Annotated in this window: 20 protein-coding genes; 10 read left to right on the top strand and 10 right to left on the bottom strand. The window is 65.0% G+C overall.

The annotated features are described in order from the left end of the window. Window positions 1-142: 142 nt before the first annotated feature. The 6 genes from SBA_RS12795 to SBA_RS12770 are packed head-to-tail and all read right to left on the bottom strand — an operon-like array spanning window position 143 to window position 5,436. On the bottom strand, window positions 143-358 hold the full coding sequence (locus SBA_RS12795; protein ID WP_224549477.1) for a hypothetical protein: 216 nt from the start codon (window positions 356-358) through the stop codon (window positions 143-145). A gap of 29 nt (window positions 359-387) precedes the next feature. Further along, the gene (locus tag SBA_RS12790; RefSeq protein WP_261934722.1) at window positions 388-1,671 is read right to left on the bottom strand and encodes an N-succinylarginine dihydrolase; all 1,284 of its coding nucleotides are present in this window, start codon (window positions 1,669-1,671) and stop codon (window positions 388-390) included. Continuing rightward, the gene (locus tag SBA_RS12785) at window positions 1,668-2,687 is read right to left on the bottom strand and encodes an arginine N-succinyltransferase (protein ID WP_261934721.1); all 1,020 of its coding nucleotides are present in this window, start codon (window positions 2,685-2,687) and stop codon (window positions 1,668-1,670) included. The genes SBA_RS12790 and SBA_RS12785 overlap by 4 nt, the downstream gene beginning before the upstream one ends. Beyond that, entirely contained in the window at window positions 2,684-3,928 is a 1,245-nt protein-coding gene (locus SBA_RS12780) for a hydrolase (protein ID WP_261934720.1), read from the bottom strand. The genes SBA_RS12785 and SBA_RS12780 overlap by 4 nt, the downstream gene beginning before the upstream one ends. A 59-nt stretch (window positions 3,929-3,987) precedes the next feature. Beyond that, window positions 3,988-4,896 (bottom strand): DUF481 domain-containing protein, encoded by a 909-nt coding sequence (locus SBA_RS12775; protein WP_224549484.1) that lies wholly within the window; start codon window positions 4,894-4,896, stop codon window positions 3,988-3,990. A 54-nt stretch (window positions 4,897-4,950) separates the two neighbouring features. Beyond that, a complete protein-coding gene (locus SBA_RS12770) occupies window positions 4,951-5,436 on the bottom strand; it encodes an RNA pyrophosphohydrolase (RefSeq protein ID WP_224549486.1) in 486 nt (161 codons plus the stop codon). Window positions 5,437-5,668: 232 nt separating this feature from the next. Here SBA_RS12770 and SBA_RS12765 point away from each other — a divergent pair, with 232 nt between their 5' ends. Both SBA_RS12765 and SBA_RS12760 read left to right on the top strand, forming a co-directional pair. Beyond that, entirely contained in the window at window positions 5,669-7,045 is a 1,377-nt protein-coding gene (locus SBA_RS12765; protein WP_261934719.1) for a cryptochrome/photolyase family protein, read from the top strand. A gap of 36 nt (window positions 7,046-7,081) precedes the next feature. After that, window positions 7,082-8,347, top strand: a complete 1,266-nt coding sequence (locus SBA_RS12760) for an SAM-dependent methyltransferase (protein WP_261934718.1) — start codon at window positions 7,082-7,084, stop codon at window positions 8,345-8,347. A 3-nt stretch (window positions 8,348-8,350) separates the two neighbouring features. On the opposite strand, the gene SBA_RS12755 is transcribed toward SBA_RS12760, so the two are convergent. The 3 genes from SBA_RS12755 to chrA form a co-directional block, all read right to left on the bottom strand. Next, entirely contained in the window at window positions 8,351-9,073 is a 723-nt protein-coding gene (locus tag SBA_RS12755; RefSeq protein WP_261934717.1) for an SDR family NAD(P)-dependent oxidoreductase, read from the bottom strand. A gap of 85 nt (window positions 9,074-9,158) precedes the next feature. Then, window positions 9,159-10,619, bottom strand: a complete 1,461-nt coding sequence (gene purF / locus SBA_RS12750) for an amidophosphoribosyltransferase (protein WP_224549494.1) — start codon at window positions 10,617-10,619, stop codon at window positions 9,159-9,161. Window positions 10,620-10,784: 165 nt separating this feature from the next. Then, window positions 10,785-11,981, bottom strand: a complete 1,197-nt coding sequence (chrA, locus tag SBA_RS12745) for a chromate efflux transporter (protein ID WP_261934716.1) — start codon at window positions 11,979-11,981, stop codon at window positions 10,785-10,787. Window positions 11,982-12,205: 224 nt separating this feature from the next. Here chrA and ccmC point away from each other — a divergent pair, with 224 nt between their 5' ends. The 8 genes from ccmC (at window position 12,206) to SBA_RS12705 (ending at window position 19,205) form a co-directional block, all read left to right on the top strand. After that, window positions 12,206-12,931 (top strand): heme ABC transporter permease CcmC, encoded by a 726-nt coding sequence (ccmC, locus tag SBA_RS12740; RefSeq protein WP_261934715.1) that lies wholly within the window; start codon window positions 12,206-12,208, stop codon window positions 12,929-12,931. Between the two features lie 17 nt (window positions 12,932-12,948). Then, window positions 12,949-13,080, top strand: coding sequence for a hypothetical protein (locus tag SBA_RS12735; protein WP_261934714.1), 132 nt, complete (start codon window positions 12,949-12,951; stop codon window positions 13,078-13,080). Further along, the gene (gene ccmE / locus SBA_RS12730) at window positions 13,077-13,523 is read left to right on the top strand and encodes a cytochrome c maturation protein CcmE (RefSeq protein ID WP_224549500.1); all 447 of its coding nucleotides are present in this window, start codon (window positions 13,077-13,079) and stop codon (window positions 13,521-13,523) included. The genes SBA_RS12735 and ccmE overlap by 4 nt, the downstream gene beginning before the upstream one ends. 130 nt (window positions 13,524-13,653) lie before the next feature. Continuing rightward, a complete protein-coding gene (locus SBA_RS12725; protein ID WP_261934713.1) occupies window positions 13,654-15,582 on the top strand; it encodes a heme lyase CcmF/NrfE family subunit in 1,929 nt (642 codons plus the stop codon). Then, window positions 15,579-16,106 carry a redoxin family protein gene (locus SBA_RS12720; RefSeq protein ID WP_224549502.1) on the top strand — a complete coding sequence of 176 codons (528 nt, stop codon included), beginning with the start codon at window positions 15,579-15,581 and terminating at the stop codon, window positions 16,104-16,106. The genes SBA_RS12725 and SBA_RS12720 overlap by 4 nt, the downstream gene beginning before the upstream one ends. Further along, window positions 16,103-16,513 carry a cytochrome c-type biogenesis protein gene (locus SBA_RS12715; protein WP_261934712.1) on the top strand — a complete coding sequence of 137 codons (411 nt, stop codon included), beginning with the start codon at window positions 16,103-16,105 and terminating at the stop codon, window positions 16,511-16,513. The genes SBA_RS12720 and SBA_RS12715 overlap by 4 nt, the downstream gene beginning before the upstream one ends. Beyond that, the gene (locus tag SBA_RS12710; RefSeq protein ID WP_261934711.1) at window positions 16,510-17,154 is read left to right on the top strand and encodes a tetratricopeptide repeat protein; all 645 of its coding nucleotides are present in this window, start codon (window positions 16,510-16,512) and stop codon (window positions 17,152-17,154) included. Before SBA_RS12715 ends, SBA_RS12710 begins: the two co-directional genes overlap by 4 nt. Window positions 17,155-17,276: 122 nt before the next feature. Then, complete coding sequence (locus tag SBA_RS12705; RefSeq protein ID WP_261934710.1) at window positions 17,277-19,205, top strand: potassium transporter Kup; 1,929 nt, start codon at window positions 17,277-17,279, stop codon at window positions 19,203-19,205. A gap of 52 nt (window positions 19,206-19,257) precedes the next feature. Here SBA_RS12705 and SBA_RS12700 read toward each other — a convergent pair whose 3' ends face one another. Further along, a complete protein-coding gene (locus SBA_RS12700; protein WP_224549506.1) occupies window positions 19,258-19,731 on the bottom strand; it encodes an Hsp20 family protein in 474 nt (157 codons plus the stop codon). Between the last annotated feature and the right edge of the window lie 281 nt (window positions 19,732-20,012).

Genomic DNA, 20,012 nt, shown 5'->3' with positions numbered 1-20,012 from the left:
CTGTCGGCACTCCATCATCAGTGATGGAGGCAGGATAAGTCAGGGAAGGCTGTCATGCTGGTCGAGTTCGATCCGTTTCGGAACGAGGGCGGGCGCCAGAGTTCCGAGTCAGCAGGTGATTCTGCCGGCTTGGAAAAAGGCTCTATATCCCGCGCTGATAGTCCAGCGCGTCGATGATCTTGCCGCCCGCCATGAAGACCGCGCCCGAACAGGCGAGCGCCAGCAGATGGCCGCCGGCGCCTGGATATTGCTGCATATAGACATGGCCGCGCTCGGCTGCGCCCAGCGCGAGCGCATAGATCACCAGAAACGCCTCGAACTTGGTCTTGATGATGAAGAGGCGCTTGATCCGTTCCATGTCGATTCCATCCGGCGTTGCCCCCGCCGTCAGGGTGAAAGATCGCCCGACAGCTGCAAATGGTCAACAAGCGTTAACCATGATTGCTCGATCCGGGCAATCAGCCGTGTGTCGCTCAAATCCTCGGGCGCGATCGATTCTGGCCAATATTGGGACACGATCCGCGCAATATTATCCAGCCGCGCTTCGTCCACCAGGAAGCGGGGATCGATATCGGCAGGATCGGCAACGACGCGCAGCCGCAGGCAGGCGGGGCCGCCGCCATTGGCCATGGACTGGCGCACGTCGACCGGGATGAGGCGGCGGATCGGGCCATTGCCGGCGATCATCTGCTCCAGCCAGCTCCAGACCGCGGGCGTCTGCTGCGCCTCGGTCGGCAGCACCAGCGCCATGCCTGTCCCGAGCGAAGTCGAGGGGCCGCTGTCGGGCAGGGTGACGAGCTGGGCATTGAAGAGATAGGATGTGATCGCATCGGCCAGGCTGACCGCGCAGGCAGGCACCTCCACGATCTCGACACAGGGCAGGGCGGCCCGCAGATCGGCGTAGAAGGCCTGTTTGTCGGCGAACGCCTGTTCGTGGGTGAAGAGCACCCGCTCGTTCGCCACCGCGACGACGTCATTGTGGAAGGCGCCCGCGGCGATCGCGGCTTCGGACTGCTCGACGAACAGCGTGCGCGCCGGATCGAGGCCATGGATGCGGGCGACCGCCTTGCTCGCCTCCATATGCTGGCGGGCGGGGAAAGCGCCGCCCGACCGGCCATAGACGAACACTTCCACGCCCGGCTGGTCGTGGCGTTCCGCCAGACGCATATGATTGGCTGCGCCCTCGTCGCCAAAGGGGGCGGGGATGGGATCATGGACGGCAAAGGCGCGGGTGTCGGAAAAGGCGATGCGGAGCTGCGCCAGCGTCTGCGGCCATTCATGGCTGCGATGCGGCATGGTGACGAGATTGGCGACGGTCAGGTGCGTCCGCCCGTCCGCCGTATCGCTGGCGGGCGAGATGGTGGCGGCGTTGGCGGCCCACATGGAGGAAGCGGACATGGCGGCAGCCCGGATATGCGGATCGGCGTCGCCGACATCGGTGCCGAGCTTCGTCAGCCAGGCGACGTCGGGCCGCCATTGCGGCAGGAAGATGCCCTGAGCCAGGCCGAGGCGGATATTGCCGCGCATCTTCTCGATCCCCTGGAGCGCCGCCGCTCGGGGATGCGCCACTGCGCCGGCATTGCGCGCGGAAGCGAGATTGCCGAGGCTGAGGCCCGCATAATTGTGGCTGGGACCGATGATCCCGTCGAAATTGATTTCCCTGACGTTCATGCCCGCCCTGCCATGGTGAAGGAACCGCCGGTTTCGAGGCCGAGCCGCGCCGCGCTGGCCGCGTCGAGCGACACCGCGCCGCTGTCATTTTGCTGCACGAAGCCCCAGGTGCAGCGATAATCGGCCAGCTTGCCGGTTGCGATCAGCATCTTGTCCCCGCCCTTTTCATGGGTGGCGGACAAAGTTACGTCTCGCGCCGCGGCGATCGTCTTCAACTGGTCGATCTGGCCGACCATAGTCGGGCCGCCGTCGAAGATATCGACATAGCCGGCATTGTCGAACCCCTCCGTCTCCAGCATCCGCATCGCCGCGCGCCCATTGGGATGGGGCAGGCCGATGACGGCGCGGGCGCTGTCGGTCAGCATCGCGGTATAGATGGGGGTCTTGGGCATCAGGTCGGCGATGAACTGGTTGCCGTTCACCGCGTTGAATTCGTCCGCCTCCTGGAAATTCATGCCGAAGAAACGCCCGGCCAGACCGTCCCAGAAGGGCGATCCGCCCGCTTCATCAATGACGCCACGCAGTTCGGCCAGCACCTTGTCGCCGAAGCGGCTGCGGTGGGCGCGGATGTAGAGATAGCGGCTGCGCGCCAGCAAAAGCCCCAGCCCCTCGGCGCGCTCACGCGGGTGGAGGAACAGGCCGCCGACTTCGGCCGACCCTTCCAGATCGGTGGTGAGCGAGAGCATTTGCGCCCGAAAAGTGCGGCCCAGTTCGCGGCTATGCTGGGTCAGCACGCCCAGACGATAGCTGTAGAAGGGCCAGCTTTGCCCCACGGTGGAAAAGATCTGACAGGTGCCGCGCACTTGGCCCGTCTCGACATTTTCCAGCACCATGACGATCAACTCGTCCTCGATACCCTCGTCCTGCCGTGCGAGCGCCTGTTCGGTGCGCTCCAGCTTGGCCGACAGCGCGGTGCGATCGGGCGGCAGGTTGGTGAAGCCGCCGCCGGTCAGCTTCGCCATCTCATAGAGCGTCTGCAGATCGTCGGCGCGCGCGATGCGCATGATGAAGCTCAAGCGGTTATCCCCTCTTTTTTATATCGATCCAGGTCGAACCGGCCCCGGGCGATCCGCCACAGCGCCAGCGCCGACAATTGCGCGCGTTCGGGCAGGCTGTCGGTCAGCAGAAATTCGGCGTCGCTATGGATGCTGCCGCCGCGCACGCCCATCGTATCGACCACCGGCACGCCGCAGGCCGCGATATTATTGCCGTCGCACACGCCCCCGGTATCGCGCCAGCCGATGTCGAGGCCCAGTTCAGCGCCGCATTGCCGCACCAGCCCGAACAGTGCCTGCGCCTTGGCGTCCATCGGCTTGGGCGGCCGGCCGAAGCTGCCGTGCAGATGCAGGCTGACGTCATGGTCGCGCGCGACATCGACCATGGACCGGTCGATCAGGGCGCGGGCGGCGATCTCGTCTTGCGGCGTGCGCGGCCGGAAATTGACCCGCAGCACGGCATGGTCGGGCACGACATTGTTCGGGCTGCCGCCGTCGATCTTCGCAGGGTTGCAGGAAAATCCGGCACCGCTGCCCGCCTTCAGCCGCAACGCCAGGTCGGCCGCCGCCAGCAAGGCGTTGCGGCCGTCATCGGGATTGCGCCCAGCATGGGCACTTCGGCCCGTCACGATGATGGAGAAATTGCCGCTCCCCGCGCGTGCGCCGGCCAGCGTGCCGTCGGGCAGGGCGGACGGTTCATAGGTGAAGGCCGCCAGCCTGCCCGCCGCCATCTCCCGCAACAGCGCCGCGGATGACAGGCTGCCGACTTCCTCGTCGCTGTTGATGACGACGTCATAGCCAAGGGTGGCGATCGCGTCCGATCCTTCGATGGCGTTGAGCGCCGCGAGCATGACCGCGATCCCGCCTTTCATGTCGGCAACGCCGGGACCGTTGAGGATGCCAGGCTCCAGCCAGCGCTGCTGCTGGAAGGGGTGATCTATGGGGAACACCGTGTCCATATGCCCGGTGAGGAGCAGCCGGATGGGCGCTTCGGGACGGACTGACAGATGGAGATGGCGGCCATGTTCGATGGCCTGGACTCGCCCGTCCGGCGACACGCTCTCCACCGGCGCGGGATCGACCAGGCGGATCGTGCCGGGCAGCGTGGAAAAGGCCTCGACCAGCACTGCGGCCATGCGGGCGAGGCCATCCAGATTGCGCGATCCGCTGTTGATCGCCGCCCAAGCCCGCGTCTGCGCGAGCATCGGCGCGGCCGCAGCGCGGTCGAGCAACATCCTTTCCTGCGATGAAAAATCCGTCATCCGCCCTGATCTATCAGAGCGCCGCGCGCGTCTCCACCCCCGCAATAAAATTGCGTGGTTCAGAAATCATAGGTCAGGGTCAGGCGGCTCAGCGTGTCGAGGTCGCGGCTGGACAGCAATGTCTCGGATTCATACTGGATATTGTAGGAGAAAGCGGCCGACAGCCGTGTGCTGACCTTGGTTTCTACCGAGGACAGGGCGTTGAGCGTATAGACGTCGCTTTCGGCATAGCCCGATGCGGTTTGTTTGAACGTCACCGTCGGCGTGGCGCGCCAGGCCAGCGCCATGGAACCGCGGACGCCCAGTTTCGTCTCACGTTCGCCGATCAGATATTTGGCGTGGCGAATGGACGGACCGATATCGGCCGACAGATCGACCGGCTTGCTGACGATCAGCTTATAGCCGACGCCGACCGAGGCGGTGTAGCGTTGGTCATAGCCGATCGAGGTGTCGCGTTCGAACTGGGCGAGGCCGTAGGCGAAGCCGCGCGGATCGAATTCATATTTGGGTTCGTAGCCGGCGAAATAGCGTTCGCGCGAGGTGACGCCATTGGCGCGGCGATAATCGGCGGCGGCGGTCAGCTTGTGCGACCATTGCAGTCCGGCGCGAGTCGCCGTCGCGGATACGCTGATCCCGAGCTCGCTGGTCGAACCCGTGGAACGGAAACCGCCTGCCTCGACCCGGCCGGTCCACAATTCGGTGAAGTGGGCTTCGCGAATCACCGTGTCGTGGGTCGCCTTGGTCCGCTCCTTCCAACTGTTGACCATGCGCTGGATTTCGTCGGCGGAGGCCGGGTTGGTCTGTTTGGCGATCTTGGAAATGGTGGCGATTTCGGTTTCGTTGCCGTTGGCGATCGCAGCTTCCATCATTTCGCGGACGGCCGGTGGCAGCAGCGCCGATTCGGCCGCGCGCGCCGTGGCGGGCAGGGCGACGATCAGCAACGACAGGGGGATCAGACGAGCATACATCGCCCCGTCATAGCCAACCGACCGGGGATTTTAAGCCCCCAAACGCCTACCCCGTCAGATAAGCGCCCGGAACTCCTGCAATATGTCGCGATACAGCTTGCGCTTGAACGGCACGATCAGGTCGGGCAGCGTTTCGGGCGACGTCCATTTCCATTCCCGGAATTCCGGGTCCTTGGTCTGGATATCGATGTCGCTGTCCAGACCGACGAAGCGGGCCAGATACCAATATTGGCGCTGGCCGCGATATTTGCCACCCCACAGCTTGCCGACCAGTTCGGGCGGCAGATCGTAGAAATGCTCGTCCTTCGCCTTGGCGATGATTTCGACCAGATCGGGGCGGATGCCGGTTTCTTCCTGCAGTTCGCGCAGCGCGGCCGCCCTGGCATCCTCGCCTTCATCGATGCCGCCCTGTGGCATCTGCCACGCCTCGACCACATTATCGAGCCGCTGGCCGACGAACACCTTGCCGTCCATGTTCACCAGCATGATCCCGACGCAGGGCCGGTATGGCAATAAATTTTCATTCGGCATCGAAGCCATGTCATCCCCAAAAATTCCGGTTCCCGACGTCCTTGCCGCCTAAAGATCGTCATCGGCGTCGCTACACGACGCGGGAGCCAGAATAGGCAGGGCGGGGCTCCGCGTCCATCGGCCGAATCATCCACCTGTCGATTTGCGGCGACGCGATGGCCGGATCAATCGACGGGACGGCGAAGGCAATATGCCCCAAGGGCCGCTTGGAACCGGCGGCGGAGGGGCGCATTGCCCCGGCATGTCCGATCCCCTTCTCCTCTGGTTTCGCCAGGATCTCCGCCTGTCCGATCAGGCCGCCCTGGCCGCCGCTGTCAGCGAAGGGCCGGTGATTCCGGTCTATGTCCTTGATGATGAAGGTCCGCGTCAATGGAGGATGGGCGGCGCGGCGCGCTGGTGGCTGCACCATAGCCTTGCGCGGCTGGACGAAAGCCTGCGGGACAAGGGATCGCGCCTGATCCTGCGTCGTGGGCGCAGCGCGGAGGTGCTGGCGGCATTGGCGAAGGAAGTCGGGGCGTCCAGGGTCCATGCGCTGCATCACTACGAACCCTGGTGGCGCAACGCGGAAAAGGCGGTGGCCAAGACGCTCGACCTGAGCCTGCATGACGGCGGCCTGCTCTTGCCGCCGGGCGCGGTGCGGACCGGGGCGGGCGGCATGTATCGCATCTACACGCCCTTTTCGCGCGCCGTTACGGAGCATATGCCGCCCGCCGCGCCGCATCCCGCGCCGCACCGGATCGATGGACCGGCGCACTGGCCGCACGGCGATTCGCTGGACGATTGGGCCTTGCTGCCGACCAGGCCGGACTGGGCGCAGAGTTTCGGGGCGGACTGGACGCCGGGCGAGCAGGGCGCGCGCGCCAATGTGGCGCATTTCATGGACGAGGTTGGCGATTATCCGACCGCGCGGAATCTGCCGTCGATCGAAGGAACGTCGCGCCTGTCGCCGCATCTGCATTTCGGGGAAGTGTCGCCCGCCTATGTCTGGCACCGGGTCGAATCTTCAGGCCATGATGCAACGATCTTCCTCAAGGAGTTGATCTGGCGTGATTATGCACATGTCCAGATTTGCGGCTTGCCCGCTTATGGGTCCGAAAATGCGCGATCCAATTTCGATGCGCTGCTCTGGCGCGACCTGCGGGAAGCACGGACCGATTTCGCCGCATGGAAGACGGGCAGGACCGGCTATCCGATCGTGGACGCCGGTATGCGGCAGCTTTGGACGACGGGCTGGATGCATAACCGGGTGCGCATGATCGCCGCCAGCTTCCTGATAAAGCACCTGTTGATCGATTGGCGACATGGCGCGCGCTGGTTCTGGGATACGCTGGTCGATGCCGATTACGCCAATAACAGCGTCAATTGGCAATGGGTCGCGGGCAGCGGCGTCGACGCCAATGTGTTCACGCGAATCATGGCGCCGCTGACCCAGTCGGACAAGTTCGACGCGGCCGATTATATCCGGTCATGGGTGCCGGAACTGGCGGACCTGCCCGACGCGGCGATTCACGATCCAGATGCCCATGGCGCGCGACCGGCCGCCTATCCGGCGAAGATCATTGGCCATCGTGAGGGGCGAGAACGCGCTCTGACCGCCTATCGTCGCATCAAGGGGTGATTGCAGCCGCGACCGGCTTGCGGCAGGATTGGCGTCATGAACGCCATCACTCCCCGGCGCGGCCGGCGCGCGCTATCGGTCAAACATCCGCCGCGATCCGGCGCCCCCAGCCGGACGTCCCGCGCGCTGGCGCCCCTGTTCCATCGCTTGCTCGACCGGATCGACCTGGGCCTGGAAGAAGGCGGGCTGGAAGCGTCGCTGCCCGACGGTACGCGCCGCCTGCTGGGCGGTCGGGCGCCGGGGCCGCAGTGCGAGGTGGATTTGCGCTCCTGGCGCGCGCTGGTGCGGCTGGCCGTGGGCGGATCGGCCGGCTGGTATCGCGCCTGGGCGGCGGGGGAATGGGCCAGCCCCGATCCGGTGCCGCTCTTCGCCCTGTTCATGCGCAATGCGGCGGCGCTGGGGCAAGCGGCGCGGCCGCGCGGGCCGGGGCGATGGATCGGGCGCGCGACGCACTGGCTGCGGCGCAACAGCCGGGCGGGATCGCGGCACAATATCGCCTATCATTATGATTTGGGGAATGATTTCTACCGGCTCTGGCTGGATGAAAATATGCATTATTCCAGTGCCTTGTTCCTCAATGCTGATGATCGGATCGAAAGTCTGGAACAGGGGCAACGGCGCAAGGTCGATGCGATCCTGGACCGGCTGGACCTGACGGACGGCGCGTCGCTGCTGGAGATCGGCTGCGGCTGGGGCGGACTGGCCGAACAGGCGATGGAGCGGTGCGCGATCGCCTATAGCGGACTGACCCTGTCGACCGAACAGGCCGATTATGCCCGCGACCGGCTGGGATCGGGCGCGCAGATTTTGCTGACCGACTATCGCGACGCGCAGGGCCAATATGACGCCATCGCCAGCGTCGAGATGGTGGAAGCGGTCGGCCAGGCCTATTGGCCTGCCTATCTCGCCGCGATCCATCGCCTGCTCAAGCCAGGGGGCAAGGCGGCGATTCAGTATATATTGATCGATGACGCGATTTTCGAACGCTATGCCCGGGGCGCCGACTTCATCCAGGCCTATATTTTCCCCGGCGGGATGCTGATGTCGGAAAGCCGCTTTCGCGCGCTGGCCGAGCAGCAGGGGCTGGAATGGCGGGACGTGCGTCGCTTCGGCCCGGATTATGCCGAAACGCTGCGCCGCTGGCGCGAGCGGTTCGACCGGGCGATCGACGAAGGCCAGTTGCCCGCCAGTTTCGACCAGCATTTCGTGGCCTTGTGGCGCTATTATCTGATGTATTGCGAAGGCGGCTTTCGCGGCGGCGGCATCGATGTGGCGCAGGTGACGCTGGTCAAACCGGCGTAACCGTCAGCCTTCGACTCGTATCCTGTGGCCGGTCGGCGCATCGGACGCGACCAGATCGACGATCGCGCTGGCGACGACTTCCGGCCCCTTGAGGCTCGCCGGATCTTCGCCGGGGAAGGCGCGGGCGCGCATCGCCGTGCGGGTCGCGCCGGGATCGACGATATGGGTGCGGATGGCGGAGATATTCTTCATCTCCTCGCCATAGGCGCCGACCAGCGTTTCCAGCGCCGCCTTCGACGCGCCATAGGCGCCCCAATAGGCGCGCGGCGCCACGACCGAGGAGGTCAACGCCACCACCCGCGCGTCGCCGCTGGCGCGCAGCATGGGGTCGAAGGCCGCAATCAGCGCTTGTGGCGCGGCGATGTTGAGCGTCAGCAGCCGCGCAAATTCCTTCGCGTCGATCGCCGGAACAGATGCCAGCGCGCCCAGCGTCGCGGCGTTCAGCACCAATATGTCGAGCGCCTGCCAGCGTCCGCCGATCGCCTGCGCCAGCCGGCCAATGCTCTCGCCATCGGTCAGGTCGAGCGGCGCGATCGTCGCATGGCCGCCGGCCTTGTGGATGCGATCCTCCACCTCTTCCAGCCCGCCGCTGGTCCGCGCGGTCAGCACGACATGCGCGCCCGCGGCGGCGAGTGCTTCGGCCGTGGCGGCGCCGATGCCGCGGCTCGCCCCGGTGACGAGCGCCAATTTGCCGGAAAGTGGGCCAGAAAGGGGATGCTCGGACATGATGTTCCTCTCGTCCCGACCGCAATCGGAACCGCATGAAGGATGAAAGGGAGTGGGCGGCCCGGTCAGGAACCGCCCAAGGCCGTCAGACCACGCGCTCGGCGAGCAGTTCCAGCTGGTTGGTCACCACCACGTCATCCTGATCGGTGAGCGTGGTGGGATAATCGCCGGTGAAGCAGGCATCGCAATATTGCGGGCGGATGTCAGCGCGCTTGGCTTCGCCCAGCGCCTTGTACAGGCCGTCGATCGAGATGAAGGACAGGCTGTCGGCATGGATGAAGTCCTGCATTCCGCCCACGTCCAGCTTGTGGGCCAGCAGCTTGGTGCGTTCGGGCGTATCGACGCCGTAGAAGCAGCTATGCTTGGTCGGCGGCGACGCGATCCGCATATGCACCTCCGCCGCGCCGGCTTCGCGCATCATCTGCACGATTTTGAGGCTGGTCGTGCCACGCACGATCGAATCGTCGATCAGCACGATCCGCTTGCCTTCGATCAGCGCACGGTTGGCGTTGTGCTTGAGCTTCACGCCCAGATGGCGAACCTTGTCCCCCGGCTGGATGAAGGTGCGGCCGATATAGTGCGAGCGGATGATGCCCAGTTCGAACGGGATGCCCGATTGCTGGGCATAGCCGATCGCCGCGGGCACGCCGCTGTCGGGCACGGGGATGACATAGTCCGCCTCGACCGGGTTCTCGATCGCCAGTTGCGCGCCGATCGCCTTGCGGACCGAATAGACGCTGGAGCCGTCGACGATCGAATCGGGGCGGCTGAAATAGACATGTTCGAAGATGCAGGGACGCGGATGCGTGTCGCCGAAGGGGCGATGCGACCGGATCTGTCCGTCATTGGTGACGATGACCAGTTCGCCCGGATCGATGGTGCGGACATAGTCGGCGCCTACCACGTCGAGCGCAACCGTTTCCGACGCGAAGATCGTGGTTTCGCCCAGATTGCCCATCACCAGCGGGCGAATACCCAGCGGGTCGCGGCAGGCGATCATGCCTTCGGGCGTCATGACGATCAGCGAATAGGCGCCCTCGACCTGCTTCAACGCATCGATGAACTTGTCGAGCAGGGTGCGATAGCTGGACGTCGCAACCAGATGGATGATGACTTCGGTGTCGGAGGTCGACTGGAAGATCGAGCCACGGCGAATCAGTTCGCGGCGCAGCTTCATCGCGTTGGAGATATTGCCATTATGGGCAATGGCGAAGCCGCCCGAGTTCAGTTCCGCATAGAGCGGCTGCACGTTGCGCAGCGACGTTTCGCCGGTGGTGGAGTAGCGTACATGGCCACAGGCGGTATCGCCGGGCAGACCGCGAATCACTTCGTCCCGGTCGAAATTCCCAGCCACATGCCCCATCGCCCGATGGGTATGGAAATCATGCCCGTCCCAGCTTGTGATGCCCGCGGCTTCCTGCCCGCGATGTTGCAGGGCGTGAAGGCCAAGCGCGACGATGGCGGACGCTGTTTCCGCGCGGGAAACACCGAAAATGCCACATTCCTCGCGCAACTTGTCGTCGTCGAAGGGGTTTGTCGTAATCATGGGTGCGAGCGGTTCCATAGCCGTTCCTGACAGGCCCACAGGGCCGTCCTTGGGCGCGCATATAGGGACTTCCGCCCGCTTTGTCGCCCTCCTGTCATAAAAAAGCGCAACGAAACGTTCCGTTTCCCGGATTTGCGTCGTTGGAACGCTGAAATGGGGCCCCGGTCAGAAGGGAAACAGCCATCCCGCGATGGCGCCGCCAGCGACGATCGCTGGCGTGACCCATGCCCCTTTCACGCGCCACACAAGAACCAGGGCGACGCCGGCCAGGGCCATGGCCGCCCAGGCATGATCGACCCGCATCGCCGTCGCCTGGGCCAACTGGATGAAGGTGGCGGCGATGATGCCGACGACCGCGGCCGCGACGCCCGTGAGGCCATGATGGAGCGCCGGGTTGGCGATCACGGCTTCAAGCCGCTCGAAAAAGACGAGCGAGAAGGCGAACGCGGGCAGGAACATGCCCAGGGTGATGACCAGCGCGCCGGCAGGGCCGCCCACGATATAGCCGGTAAAGGTGGCGAATATCACGAGCGGCGCGGGCAGAACGCCCGCCAGCGCGATACCGTCGAGAAATGCACCATCACTGATCCAGCCGCGGCCGACCGTGTCGGCGCGGACATAGGGAATGGCGGTGTACGCGCCGCCGAACGTCAGCAGGCCGCCCTTGAGGCCCGCCACGAACAGCATGGGCAGCGTTACCGCCGCATGGGCGATGGCTTGCGGGCGAAGCTGTTCCGATCCGCCCACAGGCAGCAGCGCCACGGCGAGTATGACGGGCGTCAGCAGGATGGCGATAGCCAGAATCGGGCGATGCGCGAAGGCATAGGCGATACCGCCGCTGGCCAGCGGAACGTAGAAGGGCACGCCGAGCAGCGGGGATGCGAGGCCGACAAGGGCGATGCAGAGCAGCAGCCCATCTTCGACCACATGCTGGCCGATCCGCACGACGGCCCGCAGGATGATCGCCAGCACGACGATCTGCACGCCCAGCAAGAGGCCCGCGAGGCCGATATTGCCTTCGATCCATCGCGTATAGGCCGCGCCGGCCGCCAGCATCAGCACCAGTCCCGGCACCATGAAGCCCAGGCCGGCCACGATGCCGCCGGCGCGGCCGCGCGCGACCATGCCCAGATGGACGCATAATTCATGGGCTTCGGGGCCGGGCAATATCTGCAGCACGGCCAGCAGCCGGTTGAACCGGCCCGGCGCGATCCAGCGTTCCTGTTCGACCAGCACCTTGCGCAACATGGCGATCTGGGCGACCGGGCCGCCGAAGGCGAGGAGGCCGAACCCCAGGAATTTCAGGAACAGCGCCCACAGGCTGAGCCGTGGCGGCCCAAAAGCATCGCTCTTATCATTCATCCCACGCCCCTTCGCGCCGCACATGCGACGAATGGAGCGGACTTGGGCGACGATCGCCTGGCCGGGCGTCCGCATCGGCCCGGTTCATCCTCTATCGGCGAGCGGCATGGCGGATGTCAACGCGTTCGCACCGGCCGGAATCGGCTCACGCGATTCGTTCATAGGCTATCGGCAAAATGCCCTACTGGCGTTGCCTTGCGCGCGCGGCTAAAGACGCAGCCCTGATGCATCGTTTCGCCAATCCCGCCCGCTTCCTGAAGATCGCGCGTCCGTTGACGGGCTGGCTGTTCTGGCCCGGCCTGCTGCTGCTGCTCGTCGGCTCCGCCTGCGGGCTGTTCCTGACCCCGGCCGACTATCTGCAGGGGCAGACGGTGCGCATTCTCTATATCCATGTGCCGGCGGCCTGGCTCGGCATGGGCGGCTGGAGCGGGATCGCCATTGCCGCGCTGATGCAGCTTGTCTGGAAGCATCCGCTCGCCGCCGTCGCCGGGCGCGCCATCGCCGCGCCGGGCGCGCTGTTCACCGCCATCTGCCTGATGACCGGCTCCATCTGGGGTCGCCCGACCTGGGGCACCTGGTGGGAATGGGACGGGCGGATGACGTCGATGCTGGTCCTCTTCTTCCTGTATCTCGGCTATATCGCGCTGGGCAATGCCAGCGCCCTGCAGGCGCAGCAGGGCGGCGTCAGCAATGTGACCGCCATTTTCGGGCTGGTTGGCGCGATCAACATTCCGATCATCAACCGGTCGGTGGTGTGGTGGAACAGCCTGCATCAGGGACCGTCCATCACCCTGCGCGGGTCGAGCATCGACGGATCTTTGCTCTGGCCGCTGGGACTGACATTGCTGGGCTTCACCCTGCTGTTCGGCGCGATCGTGCTGATGCGGATGCGGGCGATCCTGGCGCAGAACAAGGTCGAGGCGCGGATGCAACGCCTGGCGCGTGGATAGAGCAAGAGGGTGGGGCGATGAACCAATGGGCTTTCGTGATCGCCGCCTATGCGGTGACGCTGGCGGGTACGGCGATCGTCAGCCTGGCGAGCTGGCGCGCTATGCGCAGGGCTGAAACGCGGGCCGACCAGATTGCGGATCGGACATGAAGGCGAAACATCAACGACTGATCCTGGCGCTCGCGGCGCTGGTGGCGCTGGTGGGGGCGGGGCTGCTGGCGGCCTCCGCACTCAAGGATGAGGCTGCCTATTTCTACGCGCCCAACGACGTCAAGACCAAGGGCGTCGAACCGGGCAAGCCCATCCGCCTGGGCGGTATGGTGGTCAAGGGGAGCTTGAAGCGCGCAGCCGACGGCGTCACCATTCATTTCGATGTGAGCGACGGCAAGGCGACCGTCCCGGCGACCTTCAGCGGCATCGCGCCCGACCTGTTCAAGGAAGGCAGCGGCGTCGTGGCCGAAGGATCGTTCAACGGCCAAGGCATGTTCGTCGCCACCAACCTGCTCGCCAAGCATGACGAACGTTACATGCCCCGCGAACTGGAAGGCATGAGCTATAATGAGAGCACGCACGAGATGAAGGTGGAGCGGTGATTACCAACCGACATCTCCCTCATCGTCACCCTGAACTCGTTTCAGGGTCCATCGATCGGCAATTCCCTTCGCTCTCGGTTGCGAGATGGATGCTGAAACAAGGTCAGCATGACGTTGAGGCAATGAGAGCATGATCGCCGAAACCGGCCTCGCCGCGCTCTGGCTGGCCGCCGCGCTGGCGCTGCTCCAGCTTGTTCTTGCCTTTGCCGGTCTCAAGGGCGGAAAGACGGAACTCCTCGCTGCCGTTCGGCCGGCAGCCGTGGCGCAGGGCGTGTTGACCGCGATCGCCTTTGCCGCGCTCATTACCCTGTTCCTGCGCTCCGACATGTCGGTGCTGCTGGTCGTCACCAACAGCCATTCGATGAAGCCATGGCTGTATAAATTCGCGGGCACTTGGGGCAATCATGAAGGCTCGATGCTGCTGTGGGTGACGGTGATGGGCGTGGCGGGCGCTGCCGTCGCCCTGTTCGAGCGCGCGCTGCAGCGCAACGCCCATATGGCGACGCTGGGCGGACAGGCGGCGATCTCGCTGGGTTTCTATGCCTTCCTGCTCTTCTCCTCCAACCCCTTCGCGCGGATCGATCCGGCGCCGGCGGACGGGCAGGGCTTGAACCCGCTGCTGCAAGACCCCGGCCTCGCTTTCCATCCACCGACCCTCTATCTCGGCTATGTCGGCCTGTCGGTCGCCTTCTCATTCGCCATCGGCGCGCTGCTGACGCGGCAGGTTGATGCGGCCTTTGCCCGCGCCATGCGCCCATGGGTGCTGGCGGCCTGGGTGTTGTTGACCCTGGGCATCACAGCGGGCAGCTATTGGGCCTATTATGAGCTGGGCTGGGGCGGCTGGTGGTTCTGGGACCCGGTCGAGAATGCGTCGCTCATGCCGTGGCTCGCGGCGACGGCGCTGCTCCACAGCGTCACCGTGCTGGCGACCCGCGACGCCCTGCGCGCCTGGACGGTGATGCTGGCGGTGGTCGCCTTCTCCATGTCGATGGTCGGCACCTTCCTGGTGCGTTCCGGCATCTTGACCAGCGTCCATGCCTTCGCCGTCGATCCGACGCGGGGCAGTTTCATCCTTGGCCTGCTCGCGCTCTATATCGGCGGCGCGCTGGCTTTGTTCGGCTGGCGGATCGGATCGGTACGCGAAGGCGCGCCGTTCGAACTGGTCAGCCGCGAAACCATGCTGGTGGTCAACAACCTGCTGCTCACGGTCATATTGGGCCTCGTCCTGATCGGCACGCTCTATCCGCTGATGACCGAAGCCTTCGGGCATAAAGTATCGGTCGGCGCGCCCTATTTCGACCGGATCGCCGGGCCGATCGCGCTGGCGCTGATGGTCGCGATGGCGGCAGGACCGCTCACCCGCTGGCGTAAGGACCAGGCGCAGGCTGTTGGAAAACGATTGCTGGTCCCGCTGTGCATCGCGCTACTGGTGTCCATCTCCCTGTCTCTTTTCGCCTGGGGTCGCATCGGCATCCTGCCCTTTCTGGGCCTCGTCATCGCGGTCGCGGTTGGTGTCGGCAGCCTCGCCCCATTATGGAAGCGCAAGCTGCTGCGCACCCCGCTCTTCACCTATGGCATGGTCGTCGCTCATCTGGGCTGCGCGGTCAGCCTGGCCGGTATGGCCTGCGATTCTGCCTTCACGGTCGAAAAGCTGGTGGCCGCCCGTCCCGGCGACGTGATCCAGACCGCCGGCTGGTCGCTCCGCTTCCGCCAGATCGCGCCGATCGCGGGCGATAACTGGACCGCGTTGCAGGCGGAGATGGACGCCCGCCGCGGCGGCTCTTCGGTGCTGATCCGGCCACAGTCGCGCTTCTTCGCCTCGCCGCCGACCACCACCAGCGAAGCGGCGTTGCTGACCCGCTGGGACGGCCAGCTTTACGTCGTGCTGGGCGAAGAGGTGGAGGGCGGCCGTTGGCAGTTGCGCATCTGGTGGAAGCCCTTCGTCACGCTCATCTGGCTCGGCGGCGTCATGATCGCGCTGGGCGGCGCGCTGGCGCTGGTCGGGCGCGAGCGGCGCGGCTGGTTGATGAAATGGCGGGCGCGGGAGGCGCGGCTATGAGGAAGCTGCTGATCTGGTTGCCGCTGCTGTTGTGCCTGGCCTTTGTCGGCCTGTTCGCCAGCGGCCTGTTCAAGCCGGACGATCGCGTCATCCATTCGCGCCTGGTCGGCCAGCTCCTGCCGGCCTTCAGCCTGCCCGCGGCCGCCAGCGATCGTCCGGCGTTGGCGAGCACTCAACTCGCCACAGGCAAACCCCGGCTGCTCAACATTTTCGCGAGCTGGTGCGTCCCCTGCGCCGCCGAAGCGCCGCAACTCGAAGCGCTCCAGAAGGCCGGGGCGCAGATCGACGCCATCGCCATCCGCGATGCCCGCCCGGACGTGGACGCCTTCCTCAAACGCAACGGCAATCCCTATGCCCGCATCGGCCTTGACGCCCGCAGCGCGGTGCAGATGGCGCTTGGATCGTCGGGTGTTCCGGAAACCTTCGTCATCGATGGCAAGGGGCGGATCGCCTACCAGCATATCGGCGATATCCGTGCCGATGACGTACCGATGATCCTTGAGAAATTGAGGGCCGCGCAATGAGGCTGATCTTTGCCCTCCTTCTGGCGTTCTTCGTCACGCCGCTCAGCGCCCAGACCGCGCTGCCGCCGGCGCCCTATGCCGACCGGCAGATCGCTGACCCGGCGTTGGAGCGCAAGGCGAAGGCGCTGATGGAGACCATCCGCTGCCTGACCTGCCAGAGCCAGTCGATCGCCGATTCGGGAGCCAGCATGGCGGGCGACATGCGATCGCAGATTCGCGAACGGATCATGGCGGGCGAGCAGCCCGAAGCGATCCGAAGCTGGCTGATCGCCCGCTATGGCGACTGGGTCAGCTATGAACCCACCGCCGCGCCGATCCTCTGGCCACTCTGGGCCGCGCCGGTGCTGCTGCTGGGCCTGGGCCTGCTGCTGCTGCGCGGCCGGATCAAACGGAGGAACCGGGCATGACCGGCTGGTTCATCGCGGTCGGCCTTGCCGTTGTCGCCTTTGGCGCCTTACTGCTGCTCGGCCGGATTCCGCGATCGGCGCGGGAGATCAGCGCGGCGGCCCTGCTGCTGGGGCTGGCTGGCTATGCCTGGCAGGGCAATCCGGGCCTGGCCGGCGCGCCGCGCGTAAGTAGGGAAAATGCGGGCGACAAGTTCGACGAGAAGCTGGCGCAGCAGCGCCGCGGGCTTGCCGAACGCTATGGTCCGGCTGGGCAATGGCTCATGCTATCCGATGGTCTGGGCCGGCAGGGCAAGACGCGGGAAGCCGCCAATATCCTGCTGGCGGGCCTGCGCGCGACCCCCGACGATCCCAATCTCTGGCTGGGGCTGGGCAATGCCCTGGTGGCCCATGCCGACGGCGTGGTCTCACCCGGCGCGGACTTCGCCTATCGCCGCGCGCTGACGCTCGACCCGGAGGGGCCAGCGCCCCGCTATTTTTACGGTCTCGCTTTGGCCCGCAACGGCCAGTTGCAGGCGGCGCGCGACGTGTGGGCGCCACTGGCGGCCAGCGCCCCGGCCGGTAGCCAGGTGAAGGCGGAACTGGACGCCAATATCGCGCGTATCGACTCCATGCTGGCTGCAGACGCCCCGGTGGGGCCATGATGCAGTGCAGCGTTCGCATTGCGCGCTTCCTGGAGCCGTGATAGGGCGCGGCGGTTTACGGGGGACGTGCGGACTATTCCGCAGTCGCCCCCGATTGGGTGTCGATACGAACATGATCCTTCATGGCTGACCTCCTTCCCAACACCGCGCCGGCTTCCGATGACGAGGAGCATGGCGGACATGGTCATGCGCGGCAGAAGGCCACGTTGAAGCTGGTCGTCGGTGCAATCGGCATCGTGTTCGGCGACATCGGCACCAGCCCGCTCTATGCGTTCCGCGAAACCTTCGCCGGCCACCATCATCTGGACCTCGATCCCGATCATATATTGGGCGTCATCAGCCTGATGTTCTGGTCGATGATGCTGGTCGTGACGATGAAATATGTCAGCATCATCATGCGCGCCGACAATAAGGGCGAAGGCGGCAGCCTGGCGTTGCTGGCGTTGATCAACGGCCAGACCAAGACGCAGCGCTGGTCGCGCGGCATCGTGCTGCTGGGTGTGTTCGCCACCGCCCTCTTCTACGGCGACTCGATGATCACCCCGGCAGTTTCGGTCCTGTCGGCGGTGGAGGGGCTTACGGTCTATAATCCCGCCCTGGCGCCGGCGATCCTGCCCGTGGCGATCGTCATTCTGCTCGGCCTGTTCTGGATACAGGGTTTGGGCACCAACAAGGTCGCGGCCTTTTTCGGCCCGATCATGCTGACCTATTTCGTCACGATTGCGGCGCTGGGTGTCGTTTCGATCATCAAGACCCCCGGTATCCTCTATGCTTTCAACCCCTATTGGGCGGTGATGTTCTTCGTCACCGATCCGCTGCCGGCTTTCCTGGCGCTCGGGTCGGTGGTGCTGGCGGTGACCGGCGCCGAAGCGCTCTACGCCGATATGGGCCATTTCGGCCGCAACCCGATTCGCGTGTCCTGGCTCGCCTTCGTCCTGCCCGCGCTGATGCTCAATTATATGGGGCAGGGCGCGCTGCTGTTTCGCGAGGGTGCGGCCGCGCTGCACAGCCCCTTCTACAATCTGGCGCCGCAATGGGGGCAGTTGCCGCTGATCGTGCTGGCGACGCTTGCCGCCATCATCGCGTCGCAGGCGGTGATCTCGGGCGCTTTCTCCGTGACGCAACAGGCGATTCAGTTGGGCTTCATGCCGCGCTTGCGGATCGAACATACCAGCGCCTCCACCGCCGGCCAGATCTATATCCCCCTCATCAACTGGGGGTTGATGGTGATGGTGATCCTGCTGGTGCTGACATTCCAGACATCGTCCAATCTGACCGCGGCCTATGGCATTGCGGTGACCGGTGCGATGTTCATCGACAATGTGCTGTTGACGGTCGTGATGTACCGGCTGTGGCACTGGAAATGGTATTATGCCGCGCCGGTGCTGGCGGTCTTCTATCTCGTCGATGGCGCCTATCTGGCGGCGAACCTGACCAAGGTGCCGGATGGCGGCTGGTTTCCGCTGCTGATCGGCTTCGTCGTATTCACCCTGCTGACCACCTGGTCGCGCGGCCGTCGCCTGGTGCAGGACCGTTTGCGAGAAGCGGCGATGCCGATCCCGGTCTTCGTCGCATCCGCCGCCAACAGTGCGGTGCGCGTGCCCGGCACGGCAGTGTTCATGACGTCGACGCCCGATGGCGTGCCGCACGCGCTGTTGCATAACCTCAAGCACAACAAGGTGCTGCATGAGCGCGTCATCCTGCTGACGGTCAAGATCAAGGACGTGCCGGTCGTCGAGGATGATGGCCGCTGCAAGCTGGAGGATCTGGGCCGGGGCTTCTTCCGCCTCGTCCTCCAATATGGTTTCATGCAGGAACCTGATGTTCCTGCCGCGCTCAAGAATGTCACGGGCTGCGGGCAGGCGTTCAAGATGATGGACACCAGCTTCTTCCTTGCCCGCCAGACGCTATTGCCTTCGGCCAAGCCGGGGATGCCGCTGTGGCGGGAGAAGATATTCGCCTGGATGTTGCGCAACGCGGAAAGCGCGATGGAGTTTTTCCGCCTGCCCACCAACCGCGTCGTCGAATTGGGTAGCCAGGTCGAGATATGAAAAGGGCGCGGCCTTGCGGTCGCGCCCTTCGTGTTTAGCATCGATGCCGGGGTCAGGCGGCGTCGCGATCCTTGACGCTGATGTCGACCAACTGACCGCCGTTGATGGCGATCTTCTTGGGCTTCATCGCTTCGGGCACTTCGCGCACTAGTTCGATCGTCAGCAGGCCGTCGGCCAGGTCAGCCTTTTCCACCCGCACGAAATCGGCCAGTTCGAAGCGGCGTTCGAAGCTGCGGTTGGCGATACCGACATGCAGGAATTTGGAGCGATCCGCCGGCGAGGCGTCGTCCTTGCGACCGATCACCTGAAGCAGGTTCTGCTGGGCGGTAATGTCGATCTCTTCCGGGCGGAAGCCGGCGACGGCCAGTGTCACGCGATAGCGATCCTCCGACAGGCGTTCGATGTTGAAGGGCGGATAATTGTCGCCCTGCGCCAGCCGGGCGTTATTTTCGATCAGGTCGAACAGGCGATCGAAGCCGACGGTGGAGCGGCGATAGGGGGTGAGGTCGAAACCACGCATTGTCATAATCTCCCAAAGAGCAGAATGAACGGACCGAACCCTGATTCAGGCGTTCGGCGATACTGTGTCCGGCCCCATGAAGGCGACCGGACACGCTGGATATGGTTCGATCGTCGGGGGTTTCAAGAGGGTGGCACGGCCCGATCCCATGGCCGGGAAAGACGGGGGGTGGACGCTTTGTCCCATAGTCCGCGCCGACATCACGCCGTAAAGAAGGCGTAATAAAAAACACCCGGATCGTGTTTTCACGATCCGGGTGTTTAATGGACGATTGCTCGTCTCCCCCT

The organism is Sphingomonas bisphenolicum (assembly GCF_024349785.1).
Lineage (GTDB): Bacteria > Pseudomonadota > Alphaproteobacteria > Sphingomonadales > Sphingomonadaceae > Sphingobium > Sphingobium bisphenolicum.
The sequence above is the reverse complement of the archived record's forward strand: the minus strand, read 5'-3'. Positions and strand labels throughout refer to the sequence as shown.

What these genes read in the sequence shown, in the direction of transcription:
- SBA_RS12795 (WP_224549477.1), bottom strand. Translation starts at nt 358, where the DNA reads ATGGAACGGATCAAGCGCCTCTTCATCATCAAGACCAAGTTCGAGGCG.
- SBA_RS12790 (WP_261934722.1), bottom strand. Translation starts at nt 1,671, where the DNA reads ATGAACGTCAGGGAAATCAATTTCGACGGGATCATCGGTCCCAGCCAC.
- SBA_RS12780 (WP_261934720.1), bottom strand. Translation starts at nt 3,928, where the DNA reads ATGACGGATTTTTCATCGCAGGAAAGGATGTTGCTCGACCGCGCTGCG.
- SBA_RS12775 (WP_224549484.1), bottom strand. Translation starts at nt 4,896, where the DNA reads ATGTATGCTCGTCTGATCCCCCTGTCGTTGCTGATCGTCGCCCTGCCC.
- SBA_RS12770 (WP_224549486.1), bottom strand. Translation starts at nt 5,436, where the DNA reads ATGGCTTCGATGCCGAATGAAAATTTATTGCCATACCGGCCCTGCGTC.
- SBA_RS12765 (WP_261934719.1), top strand. Translation starts at nt 5,669, where the DNA reads ATGTCCGATCCCCTTCTCCTCTGGTTTCGCCAGGATCTCCGCCTGTCC.
- SBA_RS12760 (WP_261934718.1), top strand. Translation starts at nt 7,082, where the DNA reads ATGAACGCCATCACTCCCCGGCGCGGCCGGCGCGCGCTATCGGTCAAA.
- SBA_RS12755 (WP_261934717.1), bottom strand. Translation starts at nt 9,073, where the DNA reads ATGTCCGAGCATCCCCTTTCTGGCCCACTTTCCGGCAAATTGGCGCTC.
- purF (WP_224549494.1), bottom strand. Translation starts at nt 10,619, where the DNA reads ATGATTACGACAAACCCCTTCGACGACGACAAGTTGCGCGAGGAATGT.
- chrA (WP_261934716.1), bottom strand. Translation starts at nt 11,981, where the DNA reads ATGAATGATAAGAGCGATGCTTTTGGGCCGCCACGGCTCAGCCTGTGG.
- ccmC (WP_261934715.1), top strand. Translation starts at nt 12,206, where the DNA reads ATGCATCGTTTCGCCAATCCCGCCCGCTTCCTGAAGATCGCGCGTCCG.
- SBA_RS12735 (WP_261934714.1), top strand. Translation starts at nt 12,949, where the DNA reads ATGAACCAATGGGCTTTCGTGATCGCCGCCTATGCGGTGACGCTGGCG.
- ccmE (WP_224549500.1), top strand. Translation starts at nt 13,077, where the DNA reads ATGAAGGCGAAACATCAACGACTGATCCTGGCGCTCGCGGCGCTGGTG.
- SBA_RS12725 (WP_261934713.1), top strand. Translation starts at nt 13,654, where the DNA reads ATGATCGCCGAAACCGGCCTCGCCGCGCTCTGGCTGGCCGCCGCGCTG.
- SBA_RS12720 (WP_224549502.1), top strand. Translation starts at nt 15,579, where the DNA reads ATGAGGAAGCTGCTGATCTGGTTGCCGCTGCTGTTGTGCCTGGCCTTT.
- SBA_RS12715 (WP_261934712.1), top strand. Translation starts at nt 16,103, where the DNA reads ATGAGGCTGATCTTTGCCCTCCTTCTGGCGTTCTTCGTCACGCCGCTC.
- SBA_RS12710 (WP_261934711.1), top strand. Translation starts at nt 16,510, where the DNA reads ATGACCGGCTGGTTCATCGCGGTCGGCCTTGCCGTTGTCGCCTTTGGC.
- SBA_RS12705 (WP_261934710.1), top strand. Translation starts at nt 17,277, where the DNA reads ATGGCTGACCTCCTTCCCAACACCGCGCCGGCTTCCGATGACGAGGAG.
- SBA_RS12700 (WP_224549506.1), bottom strand. Translation starts at nt 19,731, where the DNA reads ATGACAATGCGTGGTTTCGACCTCACCCCCTATCGCCGCTCCACCGTC.